General features: G+C 60.9%; 16 protein-coding genes. 8 read left to right on the top strand and 8 right to left on the bottom strand.

Annotation, left to right across the window (positions count from 1 at the left end):
- Positions 1 to 201: 201 nt before the first annotated feature.
- A complete protein-coding gene (locus tag B5G42_RS07830; protein ID WP_087268743.1) occupies positions 202 to 981 on the top strand; it encodes a hypothetical protein in 780 nt (259 codons plus the stop codon).
- Between the two features lie 55 nt (positions 982 to 1036).
- On the opposite strand, the gene rpsU is transcribed toward B5G42_RS07830, so the two are convergent.
- The 6 genes from rpsU to B5G42_RS07800 all read right to left on the bottom strand — a co-directional run bounded on the left by rpsU (position 1037) and on the right by B5G42_RS07800 (position 6081).
- The gene (gene rpsU, locus B5G42_RS07825; protein ID WP_009259223.1) at positions 1037 to 1219 is read right to left on the bottom strand and encodes a 30S ribosomal protein S21; all 183 of its coding nucleotides are present in this window, start codon (positions 1217 to 1219) and stop codon (positions 1037 to 1039) included.
- A 111-nt stretch (positions 1220 to 1330) separates the two neighbouring features.
- The gene (locus tag B5G42_RS07820; protein WP_087268741.1) at positions 1331 to 1735 is read right to left on the bottom strand and encodes a VOC family protein; all 405 of its coding nucleotides are present in this window, start codon (positions 1733 to 1735) and stop codon (positions 1331 to 1333) included.
- Complete coding sequence (gene leuS, locus B5G42_RS07815; RefSeq protein WP_087268739.1) at positions 1732 to 4152, bottom strand: leucine--tRNA ligase; 2421 nt, start codon at positions 4150 to 4152, stop codon at positions 1732 to 1734. Before leuS ends, B5G42_RS07820 begins: the two co-directional genes overlap by 4 nt.
- Before the next feature lie 146 nt (positions 4153 to 4298).
- Complete coding sequence (locus B5G42_RS07810) at positions 4299 to 4679, bottom strand: hypothetical protein (RefSeq protein WP_087268737.1); 381 nt, start codon at positions 4677 to 4679, stop codon at positions 4299 to 4301.
- A gap of 30 nt (positions 4680 to 4709) precedes the next feature.
- Positions 4710 to 5606, bottom strand: coding sequence for a DUF4179 domain-containing protein (locus B5G42_RS07805; protein WP_087268734.1), 897 nt, complete (start codon positions 5604 to 5606; stop codon positions 4710 to 4712).
- 49 nt (positions 5607 to 5655) lie between these two features.
- Positions 5656 to 6081, bottom strand: a complete 426-nt coding sequence (locus B5G42_RS07800) for an RNA polymerase sigma factor (protein ID WP_242961167.1) — start codon at positions 6079 to 6081, stop codon at positions 5656 to 5658.
- Between the two features lie 146 nt (positions 6082 to 6227).
- Between B5G42_RS07800 and B5G42_RS07795 the strand changes: the two genes are divergently transcribed.
- Complete coding sequence (locus B5G42_RS07795; protein WP_087268731.1) at positions 6228 to 6785, top strand: DUF2975 domain-containing protein; 558 nt, start codon at positions 6228 to 6230, stop codon at positions 6783 to 6785.
- A gap of 12 nt (positions 6786 to 6797) precedes the next feature.
- Positions 6798 to 7010 (top strand): helix-turn-helix domain-containing protein, encoded by a 213-nt coding sequence (locus B5G42_RS07790; protein WP_087268728.1) that lies wholly within the window; start codon positions 6798 to 6800, stop codon positions 7008 to 7010.
- 76 nt (positions 7011 to 7086) lie between these two features.
- Here the strand turns inward: B5G42_RS07790 and B5G42_RS07785 are convergent, their stop codons facing one another.
- A complete protein-coding gene (locus B5G42_RS07785; RefSeq protein WP_087268725.1) occupies positions 7087 to 7623 on the bottom strand; it encodes a uracil-DNA glycosylase in 537 nt (178 codons plus the stop codon).
- A 447-nt stretch (positions 7624 to 8070) separates the two neighbouring features.
- Here B5G42_RS07785 and aspS point away from each other — a divergent pair, with 447 nt between their 5' ends.
- The 5 genes from aspS (at position 8071) to B5G42_RS07760 (ending at position 14015) form a co-directional block, all read left to right on the top strand.
- Entirely contained in the window at positions 8071 to 9369 is a 1299-nt protein-coding gene (aspS, locus tag B5G42_RS07780; protein WP_087268723.1) for an aspartate--tRNA(Asn) ligase, read from the top strand.
- A 12-nt stretch (positions 9370 to 9381) separates the two neighbouring features.
- A complete protein-coding gene (gene gatC, locus B5G42_RS07775; RefSeq protein ID WP_087268720.1) occupies positions 9382 to 9669 on the top strand; it encodes an Asp-tRNA(Asn)/Glu-tRNA(Gln) amidotransferase subunit GatC in 288 nt (95 codons plus the stop codon).
- 10 nt (positions 9670 to 9679) lie between these two features.
- The gene (gene gatA / locus B5G42_RS07770; protein ID WP_087268717.1) at positions 9680 to 11122 is read left to right on the top strand and encodes an Asp-tRNA(Asn)/Glu-tRNA(Gln) amidotransferase subunit GatA; all 1443 of its coding nucleotides are present in this window, start codon (positions 9680 to 9682) and stop codon (positions 11120 to 11122) included.
- Complete coding sequence (gene gatB, locus B5G42_RS07765) at positions 11119 to 12540, top strand: Asp-tRNA(Asn)/Glu-tRNA(Gln) amidotransferase subunit GatB (protein WP_087268714.1); 1422 nt, start codon at positions 11119 to 11121, stop codon at positions 12538 to 12540. Before gatA ends, gatB begins: the two co-directional genes overlap by 4 nt.
- Before the next feature lie 173 nt (positions 12541 to 12713).
- Complete coding sequence (locus B5G42_RS07760; protein WP_087268710.1) at positions 12714 to 14015, top strand: MATE family efflux transporter; 1302 nt, start codon at positions 12714 to 12716, stop codon at positions 14013 to 14015.
- A gap of 59 nt (positions 14016 to 14074) precedes the next feature.
- Here the strand turns inward: B5G42_RS07760 and B5G42_RS07755 are convergent, their stop codons facing one another.
- Complete coding sequence (locus B5G42_RS07755; protein WP_275532437.1) at positions 14075 to 15733, bottom strand: Na/Pi cotransporter family protein; 1659 nt, start codon at positions 15731 to 15733, stop codon at positions 14075 to 14077.
- Between the last annotated feature and the right edge of the window lie 82 nt (positions 15734 to 15815).

Below are 15815 nucleotides of genomic sequence, written 5' to 3'. Positions count from 1 at the left end.
GCCCCGCAGGGCGATTCGGAGCGCAACCGCCGCAAGGCGGCACTTGGCGCAGAGATAAACCGTCAGGGTTGTCTTTCGCGTTCGATCAAACACGTTTTGAAACTTGGCTCAAGTTTCAAAACGTGCTTCAGCTTGTCGGAAAGCCTTTTCGACAAGCTGATTATACACGCTTCTTACAACTTGGACAAGGGGGTAGCTGATATGCAGCTGAATTCCACATTGATTCTCACCGCACCCCCCGCCCACAGCCGGGCGGCTCTGCGGTTTGGCCTTCCCGTGGCCCATGCGGCCTATCGGGTGGGGGGCGGCCCCCATCTCTTCCGGGCCAATATGCCCATATCCGTCCGGGGCGGCCTCATGGCGCTGGACTGCGTGGGCTTTGACGGCCGGGGTGAGGCCGGGCCCTTCTGTCAAGAGGTTCTGCGGGAGTGCTCCGCCCGGGGGTATGACGGCATCTTATGTGACTTTGAGGGCCGTCCCATGCCCCTGCTGGCGGAAATCGTCCGTACCCTGGCCGGTCTCACCCAAAAGCGGGGCTGGCCTCTCTATGTGACCGAGACCTACGGCGGCTATGCCGACAGCGCCAAAGTGCTCATCTCCTCCGCCCTGTCCGGCGGCTCTCTGGCCCAGCGGCTGGCGGAGGCGGCGCAGCGGTATGGCCAGGACCGGGTGGCCCTGGCCATAGAGCGGGTGGCAGAGGACTTCTACCTCCCCTCCCCCTCCGGTCAGGGGCAACCTCTCAGCCAGGAGGAGCTGCGCCGGCTGATGGACGAACGCAGTCCCTCCATCTTTTTCTCTACTGAGTTGTGCGCCCACTACTTTACTTATATGTCCCGGGAGAACGGCGCTCATTTCGTTCTCTTTGACGACGCCGGGTCCATCCGCAAAAAATTGCAGGTGGCCCGGGGACTGGGCATCCGGCAGGCGGTGCTGTCCTATCCACAAATTGAGGATGTGCTGGAGGATATTCTGGCAGGATAGGCAAAGATACAACAGGACCCCGCGCCATAGGCGCGGGGTCCTGTAATCTGTAGGATTAGTAATACTTCTTGCGGTTCTTGCGGGCGGCCTCAGACTTCTTGCGCCGCTTGACGCTCGGGCTCTCGTAGTGCTCACGCTTGCGAACCTCGGCCAGAACGCCAGACTTGGCACAGCTGCGCTTGAAACGCTTCAGCGCATTCTCCAAGGACTCGCCGTCCTTCACATGGACTTCCGACATTGACTTCCCCTCCCTCCGAAGCGGCGGGGTTCCACCGCCAAAGGGCCACACATAGATATGGCTTTAACAGAATCATTGTATGCTATTCGCAAGCAAATGTCAAGTGCAGATTTATTCCTTTCTTTTTTCCTGGGTCAGTTCCTGGAAAAATTCCAGCTCTTCCCCAATGGGACCGGCACAAAAAGCGATGCGGATGGGGTAGTTCCCGCCCAGATTTTTATCCACCGGCTGGACCAGCACCGGGCATCCTGCGGCCCGCAGCCGCTCCACCATACCGTCCACATCGTCTGTGGCAAAAGCCAAGTGGGCAAAGAGGCCCTTACAGCGCTCCATACCATTGGAGGTAACTTCCAGAATGGTATTACCCAGATCCAGCATGGCGCCCTGGCTGTCCCCCTGGCCCCAATGGCGGATCAGGGGGCAGTCCAGCACCTGCTGATAGAAATCCAGAACCCGCTGGAATTCTTCCGCTCCCTGGGCTTTCAGGGAGACATGATGCACGCCTTTAATGCTCATTTGGCAATCAGGTTGACCAGCTTGTTGGGTACCAGGATGGTCTTGACCAGGTTCTTGCCCTCAGTAAACTTCTGCACCTTGGGATCGGCCAGAGCGGCAGCCACCACGGTAGCCTCGTCGCTGTCCATGGGGACGGTGACGGTGGCGCGCAGCTTGCCGCACACCTGAACGGCCATCTGCACCTCGGCGGCCACGGTCTTGCTCTCGTCGTAGGAGGGCCAGGCCTGCTGGCAGGCCATACCGTCGGCATTGAATCCCAGGGTCTCCCACAGCTCCTCCACCATATGGGGAGCGAAGGGGGAGAGCAGCAGCAGCAGAGTCTTGTACTCGCCCTTGGAGCAGCCGTTGGCATAGAAGTCGTTGACCAGAGCCATCAGGGCGGCAATGGCGGTATTGAACTTCATGGCCTCGATGTCGTCGGCCACCTTCTTGATGGTCTTGTGGACAGCGCTCTCATTGGCGGCGGAGTAATCCATGGAATCGGTCAGATTCTCGGACAGGTTCCACACACGGTCCAGGAAGCGCTTACAGCCCTTAACGGCGTTGTCGCTCCAGGAGGCAGCCTTCTCAAAGTCGCCGATGAACATGATATAGGTGCGCATGGTGTCGGCGCCGTACTGAGCCATCACGTCGTTGGGGTTGACCACGTTGCCGCGGCTCTTGGACATCTTCTCGCCGCCCTCGCCCAGGATCATGCCGTGGGAGGTGCGCTTCTGGTAGGGCTCCTTGGTGGGCACCACGCCGATGTCGTAGAGGAACTTATGCCAGAACCGGCTGTACAGCAGGTGCAGGGTGGTGTGCTCCATGCCGCCGTTGTACCAGTCCACAGGGCTCCAGTACTCCAGAGCCTCCTTGGAGGCCAGGGCCTTGTCGTTGTGGGGGTCCATATAGCGCAGGAAGTACCAGGAGGAACCGGCCCACTGGGGCATGGTATCGGTCTCCCGCTTGGCGGGGCCGCCACAGTGGGGGCAGGTGGTGTTGACCCAGTCGGTCATCTTGGAGATGGGGGACTCGCCGTCGTCGGTGGGCTCGTAGGAGTCCACGTCGGGAAGCAGCAGGGGCAGCTGGTCCTCGGAAATGGGCTGCCAGCCACACTTCTCACAGTACACCATGGGGATGGGCTCGCCCCAGTAACGCTGACGGGAGAACACCCAGTCACGCAGCTTGTAGTTGACCTTGGCCTCGCCGATGCCCTTCTCCTCCAGCCACTTGGTGATGACAGGGATGGCGTCCTTTACGGTCAGACCGTTGAGGAACTCGGAGTTGACCAGGATACCGGTCTCGTCCTTGGCGGTGAAGGCAGCCTTCTGCACGTCCTCGCCGCCGGAGACCACCTCGATGATCTCACAGCCGAACTTCTTGGCAAACTCCCAGTCGCGGTCGTCGTGGGCGGGCACGGCCATGATGGCGCCGGTGCCGTAGGTGGAGAGCACATAGTCGGAGATAAAGATGGGGATCTCCTTGCCATTGACCGGGTTGATGCCCTTCACGCCGTCCAGACACACGCCGGTCTTTTCCTTGTTCAGCTCGGTGCGCTCCAGATCGGACTTGGAGGCGGCGGCGGCCTGATAGGCACGCACATCGTCGGCGTTGGCCAGCTTGCCGCTCTCCAGCCAGCCCTTCACCAGGGCGTGCTCGGGAGAGAGGACCATATAAGTGGCGCCGAACAGAGTGTCGGGTCGGGTGGTGAACACCACGATGTCCTCGCCAGTGGTGGCCTTGAAGGTGACCTCGGCGCCGGTGGAGCGGCCGATCCAGTTCTTCTGCTGGGTCTTGACCCGCTCGATGAAGTCCAGGTCGTCCAGGTCATCGATGAGGCGCTGGGCATACTCGGTGATCTTGAGCATCCACTGGCTCTTCTCCTTGCGGACCACGGGGGCGCCGCAGCGCTCACACACGCCGTCCACAACCTCCTCGTTGGCCAGCACGCACTTGCAGGAGGTACACCAGTTCACGGGCATAGTGGTCTTGTAGGCCAGGCCGTGCTTCCAGAGCTGCAGGAAGATCCACTGAGTCCACTTGTAATAGCTGGGATCAGTGGTGTTGATGACCCGGTCCCAGTCGAAGGAGTAGCCCAGCATATGCAGCTGCTTGGTGAAGTTCTCGATGTTGTCGTGGGTCACCTTGGCGGGGTGAATGTGGTTCTTGATGGCGTAGTTCTCGGTGGGCAGGCCGAAGGCGTCATAGCCCATGGGGAACAGCACATTGTAGCCGTCCATACGGCGCTTGCGGGCCACCACGTCCATGGCGGTATAGGGGCGGGTGTGGCCTACGTGCAGACCCTGTCCGGAGGGATAGGGGAACTCCACCAGGCCGTAAAACTTGGGTTTATCACTGTGGTTTTCACAGTGGAAGGTTTTTTCCTCTGCCCATTTTTTCTGCCACTTGGGCTCGATGGCAGCAAAATCGTACTTCATTGACTGCACTTCCTCGTATCATATCCTGGCGGCATCCACCGCCTCCATAATCCAGCATATTATACTAGAAATACAACATCAATGCAAGAAAAACCATCAGGCCCCACCGTAAAATACGGCGGGGCCTGATGGTTTTTACGTCCCAATCAAGCCTCACGCAGCGGGAGATACGTCTCGCCCAACCACAAGCCCTCCACCAGATCAGGTTCGATAGCCTCCGGTAAGGTCCAGACATAGAGGGCGCCATACCGCTCCCCACCGGGGCTGGTCTGATCCAGAATGGTGTGCAGGCTGCCATCCTCGCTCTGGAACAGCTGATACCGCTGGTCAAAGGCCAGGGCCACCTGTTCGCCGTTCTTTAGCTGGAGCAGCATGGAACGGGTACCCAGGCAGGCCCCGCCGTCCACGCCCAGCTCCGGGTGCTCAAAGCCCACCCGCAGGCTGAGGGACATGGCGGTCAGCTCCACCTGCTCCAGGCGCAGGCCCTCCCGACTTTGGTTCAGGGCCACCGTGCGCTGGGGCAGCAACTCCGGCTCAAAGCGAAGGGTCCAGTCATCCTAGATGGCCGTCCCGGTCCAGTAGGAGGCAGAAATCATCTCCGGCAGTTCCTCCAGGGCCAGCTCCCCGCTCTCCTTCCAGTACCAATCGATATACCGTCCACCCTCCAGCACCACATAGTGGATGTCCGTTAGGTCGGCGGGCAGGATTTCCGCCTCCTCCAGATGGGTCACAGCCTCCGACAGGCCGAACTGGATGTGGAAGTGCCCGCCCCGATCATAGCCCACTGAGGAGATCCACACATCGTCGGTGCCCTCCAGGGCCATATGGGTCTGCTCTGGTACCAGAGCGGTAAGGGCGGTCCCGTCTGCGCCAGTCACAGCGGTGGAAGCCAGCGTCTCAAAGGAGGCAAATTCTTCCCATGGCAGCTCAATGCCGCCCTGCCGCACCTGGCCCGGCCAGAACCCAGACAGCGACACCTCCACCGTGCCGTCCTCCCAAAGGCCCCCCCGGTCCAGTTCCCAGGCATACAGGGCAGTGCTGCTCTCGCTGTCGTAGGCCAGGGGTTCTTCCCCGCCGGCCAGGGTGGTATCCGGTCCGATCCGGTCTCCCTCCAGGTCGGTGACCTCCAGATAGGCGGTGCCACCGGCGGCGTCGGTGAGGGCGGCCACTATTTCCACCTTCACCCCTTGGTCAGTAACCGATACCCCCTCCACTGTCTGGCTGTGGGGGGTGTATCCCTCCAGTATCCCGCTGAGGGTCTGCCGCAGGTCGGGGGACAGCGCCAACGCCGACACCACAAGCGCACCGCACATCACCGCCGCCGCCACAAGCACCCGGAACGTATGTCTAGGGGTTTTTACCGGCTCTGATGTCATGGCCTCCGTCAGCCGGGCCTGAAAGTCCTGATCCGGCTCTACCTGGTCCATCCAGGTCTGATAATCCTGCTTCAGCATGGCGTTTCTCCCTCCTGTAAGTCCTCCCGCAGCATAGCCCGCGCCCGGCTCAGGCGGGTACGGAGGTCCCCTCCCGCTTGCCCAGCACCTTGGCGATCTCCGCGGTACTTAACTCCTCGTAGTAATAGAGATGGACCACCACCCGGTAGTCCTCCGGCAGCGCCAGAATGGCCGCCTCCATGCCCTGCTCCTCCGGCAGCTCCGGCGCGGCCACCTGCCCCGCCTCCTCCAGGGGCACCGACCGCCGACGCCAGGAGGAGCGGTGCAGGTCCCCCGCGCAGTTGGCAGCCACCCGCAGCAGCCAGTCCTTGCAATGCTCCCCGTCCCGAAAAACAGGGGCCGCCCACACCAGCCGTAGGAAGGTCTCCTGGGTAATGTCCTCCGCGTCCTCCTTGCTGCCCGTCCGGGCGTAGGCCAGCCGGTACACCGCTGTACTATACCGCTCCACCAGCCGGGCGGCTTCCTCCCGATCCATAGCCCACTCTCCTTTCTCTGTTCCTATAGGATACACGTTTTTGCTCCGCAAAACGTTACAAGCCCCGTCGTTATATTGAAAAACGATAAAAACGCATTTACAAGCAATGTGTTCCGTGGTACAGTGATGCCAAAGGAGGCGTGATTATGGAGAGAACCGGCGTGCAGAAACTGGCCCATGTGCTGACAATACTGGTTACCATCACTTTTGTATGCAACCTCATTGCACTTATCATGGTGCCCGGGCTGGTACACATCGGCTCACAGCAGGGGCTCACGGCGTGGTGGGACTATGACATCGACGATACCCTGCATATGCTGCTCATCGGCGGCTGGTCCATGTGGGGGCGCAACGGCATCCAGGCGGATGTTCTGTCTGGTTTTCTGCTCTTCTGCGGCGCCTGTACAGCGGCCATCCTGTGGCAGGGCCGCCGGGTGCTGGGCACTGTCCTCAAAGGTACTCCCTTCTGCCTGGAAAATGCCAAAAGCCTTTTGGGGTCGGCGGTCCTCTGCTTTCTGATTTCCGGGGCCGCCCTGGTGCGTGTGATCTGGAGGATCTGCTATGCCCAATCCATCGCGCCTCTGTTCAGCTATAATACACTCTTTGTTCCGCTCTTCTTTCTGGCCGGGCTGCTCTGTCTGGTCATATCCGCCCTCTTCCGCCAGGCGGCGGAGATGAAGGCGGAAAACGATCTGACCATCTGAGGAGGTGTTCCCATGCCCATCGTTGTGAATCTGGATGTGATGATGGCCAAGCGGAAGATGAGCCTCAATGAGCTGTCCGCCAAGGTGGATGTCACCCTGGCCAACCTGTCCATTTTGAAAAACAATCACGCCCGGGCAGTCCGCTTTACCACCCTGGAGGCCATCTGCAAGGCCCTGGACTGCCAGCCCGGGGATATTCTGGAATATGTGCCGGAGGCGGAGTGAACCATAACGCTCCCTTTGCCTTCTGTGATAAAAAACGAATAAAAAATTGGGACCTGCCTCAGGCAGGTCCCGTTCTTCAGTCGTAGGTATGGTTGCAGATCTCCCGGATCTTGGCCTGGAGGGTCTTTAGATCCACAAAGCTTTCAGGCCGTTTAGAGGGGTCTCGCAGCAGAGCGGAAGGGTGGAACATGGCCATCATCCACACCCCGGCCTTCTCCATCCACTGTCCGTGCTCCCGGGTGATCTTGAAGTCGTCTTTCATCAGCCGAATGGCGGCGATGCGCCCCAGGCAGACGATGATTTTGGGCCGGATCAGGGCCACCTGATTGCGCAGGTAACCGATGCAGGCCTCCTGCTCAATGTTCAGCGGGTCCCGGTTTCCCGGCGGACGGCACTTGACCATATTGCCGATAAACACCTTCTCCCGGCGCAGGTCGATCATCTCCAGCATATCGTCCAGCAGCTGGCCCGCCCGACCCACAAAGGGCCGTCCGGTCAGGTCCTCCTGCTCACCGGGACCCTCGCCGATGAACATGACCTCCGCGTCCCGGGCGCCCTCGCCAAAGACCACGTTGTGCCGGGTATCGGCCAGGGAGCACTTGCGGCAGTCCATACATTCGGCATAGAGCTCATCCCAGTTTTTCGTGTCCTCCGCCCCCTTTCTTCGAGGATTTTCCCCATTGTAACATAGGGCCGCCCTCCTTGCCTAGGGCAGATTTTGTCAAAATTCACAGTTGCTTTTCCACGCAAAAGCGCATATACTACGCCCATAAAGGCTGCGACAAAGACCGCCGCCCGTGAGAGCCGACAGAGAATCCGGGTCACCGACTGAAAGCCCGGTCCGGCAGGATGGGATGGCGCAACACTTTTGAGCTGGCGTGCCGAGCCCCGTTTGGGAGGTAGGTTCGTCCGTATTACTCGCGTTAAGAGTTCCAAGTGGCTCCATCAAGGGTGATGGGGCAACTACGGGTGGTACCGCGGAGTTTTTCCGTCCCGAAGTCGTTTTGATCGACTTCGGGACTTTTTTTATTTTTTTCAAACAAGAAAGGTTGTGAACGGTATGGTATTCCTGGCAAAACAAATCGACAAAGCGGTGGAGGGCCGGAATAACCAGCCCGTCACCATCCACGGCGCGGTCCACGCCCTGCGGGACATGGGCGGCATCACCTTCGTCACCCTGCGCACCCGCACCGGTCTGGTCCAGTGTGTCTGCACCCAAAAGGACGCCCTGGACGGGGCCACCGAGGAGTGCGCCGTCACCGCCGCCGGTATGTGGCGCATCGAACCCCGGGCTCCCGGCGGGAAAGAGCTGACCGACGCCAGCCTCACCGTCCTGTCCCGCCCCGCCGCTCCCCTGCCGGTGCCTCTTTCCAAGAAAAAGCTGGATCTGAACCTGGACACCGAGCTGGGTCTGCGGCCGGTGGTGCTGAGAGCCCCCAAGGAACGGGCGGTGTTCCGCATCCAGGCCGCCATCGGCCGGGCCTTCCGGGACTACCTCCAGGGGGAGGGCTTTACCGAGGTCCACACTCCCAAGATCGTCCACGCCGGTGCCGAGGGCGGGTCCAACATCTTCCGTCTGGACTACTTTGGCAAAAAGGCTTTCCTGGCCCAGTCTCCCCAGTTCTACAAGCAAACCATGGTGGGGGCCTTCGAGCGGGTGTACGAGGTGGCCCCTGTGTTCCGGGCGGAGAAGCACTCCACCCAGCGGCACCTGAACGAGTACACCTCTCTGGACTTCGAGATGGGCTATATCCAGTCCTTCACCGAGATCATGGAGATGGAGCAGGGCTTCCTTCAGCACCTGATGGAGCTGCTGAAACAGGAGTATTCCGCCGAGCTGGCCCTGCTGGGGGTGAAGCTGCCCGACGCCTCCCAAATTCCAGCCGTCCGCTTTGACGAGATCAAGCGGTTGGCGGCTGAAAAATACGGCTATCAGATCCGGGACCCCTTCGATCTGGAGCCGGAGGAGGAGCACGCCATCGGCAAGTACGCCATGGAGGAGTGGGGCAGCGATTTTGTGTTCGTCACCCACTACCCCAGCAAGAAGCGGCCCTTCTACGCCATGGACGACCCTGATGATCCCCGCTTCACCCTGTCCTTCGACCTGCTGTTCCGGGGTCTGGAGGTAACCACCGGCGGTCAACGTATCCACGACTACGCCGCCCAGGTGGCCAAGATGGAGGCTCGGGGCATGGAAGCGGCGGAGTTTGAAAGCTACCTCATGATCCACAAGTACGGTATGCCGCCCCACGGCGGACTGGGCATCGGCCTGGAGCGGCTGACCATGCAGCTGTGCGGCCTGGACAACGTCCGCCGGGCCTGTCTGTTCCCCAGAGACCGCACCCGACTGGAACCGTAAGGAGGATTGAACATGAAAATCACCGAAGATATGGTCGACTATATCTCCCAGCTCTCCCGGCTCCAGCTGCCGGCGGAGGAGAAAACCGCCATGACTGCGGAACTGGAACGCATCGTGGCCTATATGGATGTACTCAACACCCTGGATACCACCGATGTGGAGCCCCTGAGCCACATTTTCCCCCTGAAAAACGTGTTGCGCGCCGACGAGGTGGTCCCGTCCTACGACCGGGAGACCCTGCTGGCCGGGTCTCCCGCCGGGGACGGCGAGACCTTCCTGGTCCCCAAGGCGGTAGAGTGAGGTGGCACACATGGAACTGTATGAACTGACTGCCCTGGAGCTGGCCCAAAAGCTCCGCACCGGCGAGGTGACCCAGCAGGAGGCGGTGGAGGCCGCCCTCTCCCGTATTCACGCCGCCCAACCGGACAACAACGCCTTTGTCACGGTGGACGGCCCCGTCTTCCCGGCGGCCGACCTGTCTGCCTCCCCTCTGTCCGGGGTGCCCATGGCCTACAAGGACAACATCTGCACCAAAGGCGTGGCCACCACCTGCGCCTCCAAGATCCTGGAGGGCTTCGTCCCCTGCTATGACGCCACTGTGGTGGAGCGGCTCTCCGCCGCCGGAGCGGTGTCCATGGGCAAGCTGAACATGGATGAGTTCGCCATGGGCTCCACCTCTGAGACCTCCCACTGCGGCCCGGTAAAAAATCCCTGGGATCTGACCCGGGCGGCTGGTGGCTCCTCCGGCGGTGCTGCCGCCGCCGTGGCAGCTGGTGAGGTGTGGTACGCCATCGGCTCGGACACCGGTGGCTCCATCCGCCAGCCCGCCGCCTACTGCGGCGTCACCGGCATGAAGCCCACCTATGGCACCGTGTCCCGGTACGGCCTCATCGCCTACGCCTCCTCCCTGGATCAGATGGGCCCCATCGCCAAGTCCGCCGCCGACTGCGCGGCGGTGCTGGACCTGATCCAGGGCAGGGACCCCCGGGACGGCACCAGCCTGGACGCCCCCGCCGGTGGGCTGCTCTCCTCCCTCACCGGCGACCTGCGGGGCAAAAAAATCGGCCTGCCGGCAGACTGCTTCGGCCAGGGTCTGGATAGTGAGGTGCGTTCCGCCGTGCTGGCCGCCGCCGAGGTATTGAAAGCCCGTGGGGCCCAGGTGGAAGAATTTGCCCTGCCGGTGATGGAGTATGTGGTGCCCACCTACTATATCATCGCCTGCGCCGAGGCCAGCTCCAACCTGTCCCGGTTCGACGGAGTCAAGTACGGATGGCGGGCTGAGGACTACGGGGATCTCACCGACCTCTACTGCAAGACCCGCACCCAGGGCTTCGGCTCCGAGGTGAAGCGGCGCATCCTGCTGGGCACCTTCGTGCTGTCCTCCGGCTACTACGACGCCTACTACAAAAAGGCCCTTCAAGTAAAGGCCCTCATCAAGAAGGCCTTCGACGAGGCCTTTGCCAAATACGATCTGCTGCTCACACCGGTGGCCCCCACCACCGCTCCCAAGCTGGGGGAGAGCCTCACCGACCCGCTGAAGATGTACCTCAGCGACATCTACACCGTGTCGGTGAACCTGGCGGGCCTGCCCGCCCTGTCCATGCCCTGCGGCTTTGACGGCAAGGGTATGCCCATCGGCGCCCAGCTCATCGGTCCCGCCCTGGGCGACGGCGGGGTGCTCAACGCCGCCCACGCCTTCCAGCTGGACACCGGCTGGCACAAGAAAAGCCCCAAAGGAGGTGACGCCCAATGACTTGGGAAACCGTGATCGGTCTGGAGACCCATGTGGAGCTGGCCACCAAGACCAAGATCTTTTGCTCCTGCACCACCCAATTCGGCGGCGCGCCCAACACCCACTGCTGCCCGGTGTGTACCGGTATGCCGGGCACACTGCCGGTGCTCAACGAAAAGGTACTGGAGTTTGCGGTAAAGGCCGGTCTGGCTCTGAACTGTGAGATCAGCCGTTTCAGCCGGTTTGACCGGAAGAACTACTTCTACCCCGACCTGCCCAAGGCCTACCAGATCTCCCAGCTCTACCTGCCCATCTGCCACGACGGCAAAGTGGACATCGGGGAAGGCAAGACCATCCGCATCCACGAGCTACACATGGAAGAGGACGCGGGCAAGCTGGTCCACGACCCCTGGCTGGACCAGACCCGGGCGGACTACAACCGCTGCGGCGTGCCCCTCATTGAGATTGTCACCGAGCCCGACTTTCGCTCGGCTGAGGAGGTCATCGCCTACCTGGAGAAGCTGCGCTCCACCCTGCAATACCTGGGTGTGTCCGACTGCAAGATGCAGGAGGGCTCCCTGCGGTGCGACGTGAACCTGTCGGTGCGTCCCGCCGGGTCCACAGAGTTCGGCACCCGCACCGAGATGAAGAACCTGAACTCCTTCAAGGCCATCTCCCGGGCCATCGCCTACGAGGCCCGGCGGCAGATCGAGCTCATTGAGGAAGGCAAGCGGGTGGTCCAGGAGACCCGCCGCTGGGACGAGAACAAGGACGCCACTTACGCTATGCGCTCCAAGGAGAACGCCCAGGATTACCGTTACTTCCCCGAGCCGGACATTCCGCCGCTGGAGCTGTCCGACAAATATATCGAAGGACTCCGGGCCGCCCAGCCCGAGCTGGCCGAGGCCAAGCGGGCCCGCTATCAGGCCGACTGGGGACTGCCCGCCTACGACGCTGAGATGCTCACCTCCCAGAAGGCTCTGGCTGACTTTTTTGAAGAAGTAGTTGCCCTGGGAGCCGATGCCAAGCAGGCCTCCAACTGGGTCATGGGTCAGGTTATGGGCCAACTGTCCGCCCACGGCCTGGAGGCCAAGGACATGAAGCTAACCCCCGCCACTCTGGCCAAGCTCATCGCTCTGGTTCAAGATGGCAAGCTCAACCGCAACACCGCCGTCAAGGTCTTTGAAGCGGTCTTTGCCGACAACGGCGACGTGGATGCTTATATTAAGGAACATGGTCTGGCCCAGGTGTCCGACGCCGGGCTGGTGACCGCCGTGGTGGAACAGGTGCTGGCCGCCAACCAGAAGTCGGTGGAGGACTTCAAATCCGGCAAGGAGAAGGCCTTCGGCTTCCTGGTGGGCCAGGTCATGCGGCAGCTCAAGGGCCAGGCCGCCCCGGCGGTGGTCAACCAGGTGCTGCGGGAAAAGCTGTCCCAGTAACCTTTCCCAAGCTTGACAGGATTCCGCTCTTCTGGTATGCTCTTATCCACAAGTAAACCATGTGCATGACGCCCGTCACCGGATGGGCGAGGCAACGTGCCTGAGTATATTCCGTAGGTCTTTGAAGGAATATACTCAGGCACGTTTTTCATTTGCACGCAGGAGGACGGAATATGCGGCGGACCTTTTTCAAGTACATCTCCTTAAATATGCTGGGAGCCCTTGGGCTGTCCGGCTACATTATGGCGGACACCTTTTTTGTGGCCAACCGGCTGGGCTCCGACGGGCTGGCGGCCCTCAATCTGGCTATTCCCATTTTCGGGCTCATCAACGGACTGGGCATCCTGCTGGGTATCGGGGGCGCCACCCGCTACTCCATCTGCCGGTATCAGGGGGATAAAGATCGGGCCAACCGCACCTTTACCTTGTCCCTGCTCACCGGGCTGGGGCTGGGGATCATCCTGGCTCTGCTGGGAGCCTTCTGTGCCCGGCCCATCGCTCTGCTGCTGGGGGCTAATACCGACACACTGCCTCTGTGCACTGTCTATCTGCGCACGGTACTCCTCTTCTCTCCCTGTTTTCTGCTTAACCATGTGATGGTGTGCTTTGTCCGCAATGACGGCAATCCCAAGCTGGCCATGACCGCCATGCTCACCGGCAGTCTGGCCAACATCGCCCTGGACTACCTCTTCCTCTATCCTTTAAATATGGGTATTTTCGGGGCAGCTCTGGCCACCGGCACCGCTCCGGTAATCGGGCTGTGTCTCTCCTCTCTCCACAGCCTCACTGGTCGGAATCAGTACCGGCTGAGCCGGCCCGCCAACCCGGCCCGGTCCCTGGCCGACGTGGCAGGCCTGGGCAGCGCCGCCTTTCTCAATGAGTTTACCTCCTGCATGGTGCTGGCTCTCTATAACGCCCTGATGCTCCGGGCTGCCGGTACGGTTGGGGTGGCAGCCTACGGCGTGGTGGCCAATCTGGCGCTCATGGCTCTGGCTCTGTTTACCGGCCTGTCCCAGGGGGCCCAGCCTCTCATCAGTCAGTCCTACGGTCGGGGAGACCATCACACCGTCCGTCAGCTTTGCCGTCTGGCCCTGCTGGTCTCCTGTCTGGTGGGTCTGGCCTTGGCCCTCATCGCTCAATTCGGGGCCGAACCCCTGGCATCCCTGTTCAACCGGGATGGCGACCCGGAACTGGCCCGGCTGGCAGTAAGCGGGCTGCGGATCTATTTCTGGGGCTTTCTCTTTGCCGGGCCCAACATCATTGCCGCCTCCTTCCTGGGTGCTGTGGAGCAGCCCCGTGCCTCCTTTCTCCTGTCCCTGTTCCGGGGCGGTGTAGGCATTGCCGCGCTGGTACTTTTGCTGGCATGGCTGCTGGGCGTCACCGGGATCTGGCTGGCTTTCCCGGTCACAGAGCTGCTTACCCTCTTTCTGGCTCTTGGCGCCAGCCGCAGGGTTCTTCGCACCCCACTATCTTAATAAAACAAACTCCCCCCGGTTCAGCTCAAAGGTTGAACCGGGGGGAGTTTTGGTTTGGTTTAAACGCCGGTGGCGTCGGAGGAAATGGAGGCCCGCTCCTGAGCAATGTTCAGGGCGTGATCGCCAATCCGCTCAAAGTCGGTGAGCAGCTCGGAGAAGATGATGCAGGCCTCGTCGGAGCAAGAACCCTTCCGCATCCGCTTGAGCTGGTTGCGGCGGTATTCCTCAGTCATGTCGTCCATCCGCTGCTCCAGGGCGGACACCTTGGTCAGCCACTTAGTGGGATCGGTAACCTCCTGTCCCAGGAGATCCAGGGCCTCCAGGCTGACCTGCTCCATCCGCTTAATCTCTTCCCGGGCCTCGGGAGAGAATTGGATGTTCTTATCATGCATCATCTGGGTATACTCGCAGATGTTCATGGCATGGTCGCCGATGCGCTCAATGTTGCCGGTGATCTTGAAGTAGGCGCTGACGGCGGTGGAATCCTGCTCGTTGGTCTCATGGACGATAACCTGGGAGATATACTGGGAGATCTCCTTATTCAGGTAGTCCAGATAGTCCTCGGTGGCCTCGGCACCTTCCATTTTCTTGGGGTCCACATCCAGCACCGCCTGGAAGCAGGTGGCGATGTTTTCCCGGGCCATCCCCAGCATCCGGTTCAGCTCCTGCCGCAGCTGGGTGATATACATGGCGGAGAAGCCGATGGGGTGCTCCTGCTTGGTGTGGGTGGGGTTGGGCACCAGATAGGCCAGGTGCATTCCCTCCTCGCCGCTCTCACTCCGGTCGGGCAGGATGAACATGGCCAGCTTCACCAGCCCGTTGCCGAGGGGCAACAGCAGAATGGTGGTGACAACGTTAAAGAGTGTGTGCATATTGGCGATCTGGGCCGCCGGATAGTTGGGGGTCAGACTCACCATAAAATCGGTCAGGGGGGTAAGAATGCAGACGGCGGTAAAGAGTATGGTGCCAAACACATTGAACATCAGGTGGATCACCGTGGTGCGCTTGGCGTTGCGGCTGGTGCCGATGGAGGCCAGCACGGCGGTGATGCAGGTGCCGATGTTCTGCCCGAACAGGACGAATACCGCGCTGTCCAGACCAATCACACCGCTGACCGCCAGGGCCTGCAGAATACCCACCGAAGCAGAGGAGGACTGGATGAGGGCGGTGAAGAGGGTGCCCACCAGAATACCGATCAGGGGATTGGAGAAGGTGCTGACCACATCCACGAAGGCGGGCCACTCCTGCAGGGGCTCCATGGAGGAGCTCATCATCTCCATGCCGATGAAGAGTACGCCCAGACCGGCCAGGATGTTGCCGTAGTGGTGGATCTGGGGTTTCTTCAGGAACACCACCATGGCCACACCCACAAAGGCAAACAGGGGTGCCATGGCGCCCACGTCCAGGGCGATGAGCTGGCCGGTAATGGTGGTACCGATATTGGCACCCATAATGATCCACACGGCCTGCCGCAGGGTCATCATGCCGGAGTTAACGAAGCCCACCACCATGACTGTTGTGGCGGAAGAAGATTGGATCACCGCAGTGATCACCGCGCCCACCAGGACGCCAAGGAAACGGTTGGAAGTCAGTCGCTCAAGGATGCGCTTCATACGGTTGCCAGCTGCGGCCTCCAGGCCGGAACTCATCATCTGCATACCGTAGAGGAACAAGGCCAGGCCGCCCAGCAGCCCCAGAAGGATGCTTATGTTTCCCACGTTTTTTCTCCTCTTTTTTATATTTCTTTTTCAGTTTCTTTACAATGTCCTGTCTAAGTATATCGAATGTAAAGTTTGTCGT

It is taken from the genome of Flavonifractor sp. An91 (genome assembly GCF_002159225.1).
Classification (GTDB): Bacteria; Bacillota; Clostridia; order Oscillospirales; family Oscillospiraceae; genus Flavonifractor; species Flavonifractor avicola.
This window is presented reverse-complemented; position numbering and strand designations above follow the sequence as displayed.

Bases quoted from the DNA above. Each gene is read 5' to 3' on its own strand.
- B5G42_RS07830 (WP_087268743.1), top strand. From the start codon at position 202: ATGCAGCTGAATTCCACATTGATTCTCACCGCACCCCCCGCCCACAGC.
- rpsU (WP_009259223.1), bottom strand. From the start codon at position 1,219: ATGTCGGAAGTCCATGTGAAGGACGGCGAGTCCTTGGAGAATGCGCTG.
- B5G42_RS07820 (WP_087268741.1), bottom strand. From the start codon at position 1,735: ATGAGCATTAAAGGCGTGCATCATGTCTCCCTGAAAGCCCAGGGAGCG.
- leuS (WP_087268739.1), bottom strand. From the start codon at position 4,152: ATGAAGTACGATTTTGCTGCCATCGAGCCCAAGTGGCAGAAAAAATGG.
- B5G42_RS07805 (WP_087268734.1), bottom strand. From the start codon at position 5,606: ATGCTGAAGCAGGATTATCAGACCTGGATGGACCAGGTAGAGCCGGAT.
- B5G42_RS07800 (WP_242961167.1), bottom strand. From the start codon at position 6,081: ATGGATCGGGAGGAAGCCGCCCGGCTGGTGGAGCGGTATAGTACAGCG.
- B5G42_RS07795 (WP_087268731.1), top strand. From the start codon at position 6,228: ATGGAGAGAACCGGCGTGCAGAAACTGGCCCATGTGCTGACAATACTG.
- B5G42_RS07790 (WP_087268728.1), top strand. From the start codon at position 6,798: ATGCCCATCGTTGTGAATCTGGATGTGATGATGGCCAAGCGGAAGATG.
- B5G42_RS07785 (WP_087268725.1), bottom strand. From the start codon at position 7,623: ATGGACTGCCGCAAGTGCTCCCTGGCCGATACCCGGCACAACGTGGTC.
- aspS (WP_087268723.1), top strand. From the start codon at position 8,071: ATGGTATTCCTGGCAAAACAAATCGACAAAGCGGTGGAGGGCCGGAAT.
- gatC (WP_087268720.1), top strand. From the start codon at position 9,382: ATGAAAATCACCGAAGATATGGTCGACTATATCTCCCAGCTCTCCCGG.
- gatA (WP_087268717.1), top strand. From the start codon at position 9,680: ATGGAACTGTATGAACTGACTGCCCTGGAGCTGGCCCAAAAGCTCCGC.
- gatB (WP_087268714.1), top strand. From the start codon at position 11,119: ATGACTTGGGAAACCGTGATCGGTCTGGAGACCCATGTGGAGCTGGCC.
- B5G42_RS07760 (WP_087268710.1), top strand. From the start codon at position 12,714: ATGCGGCGGACCTTTTTCAAGTACATCTCCTTAAATATGCTGGGAGCC.